Consider the following 275-nt stretch of genomic DNA (forward strand, 5'->3'; position numbering starts at 1 on the left):
TTTACCTGACCAACGCCCAATAGGACACCAACGGTATCGCCCACGACCTGATCGATCGGTTCGGGGATTTTGCGGCGGTGCTGGAGGCCAGTGAGGAGGAACTGTGCACCGTGGAGGGCGTAGGCCCCTCTACTGCCCGGATGCTGCATCTGCTGCCCCAGATCAGCCGGTACTATGGCCGCAGCCGCACCAGCACAACCCGCTGCATCAAGACTACCGAGCAGATGGGCAGCTATCTGATGGCAAAGTTTGCGTGGTCGGACTACGAGCGCGCC

The 275-nt window shown here is 61.5% G+C and carries 1 protein-coding gene; it reads left to right on the forward strand.

Features of this window, described 5'->3' with window-relative positions; all coding sequences use genetic code 11:
* Positions 1–77: 77 nt before the first annotated feature.
* Positions 78–275 (forward strand): hypothetical protein (locus tag QWJ41_RS22555; protein WP_500684577.1); only part of this gene is annotated, 198 nt, incomplete at its 3' end.

The sequence above is a fragment of the Nocardioides cremeus genome (genome assembly GCF_030518195.1).
In the GTDB taxonomy this organism is placed as follows: Bacteria; Actinomycetota; Actinomycetes; order Propionibacteriales; family Nocardioidaceae; genus Nocardioides; species Nocardioides cremeus.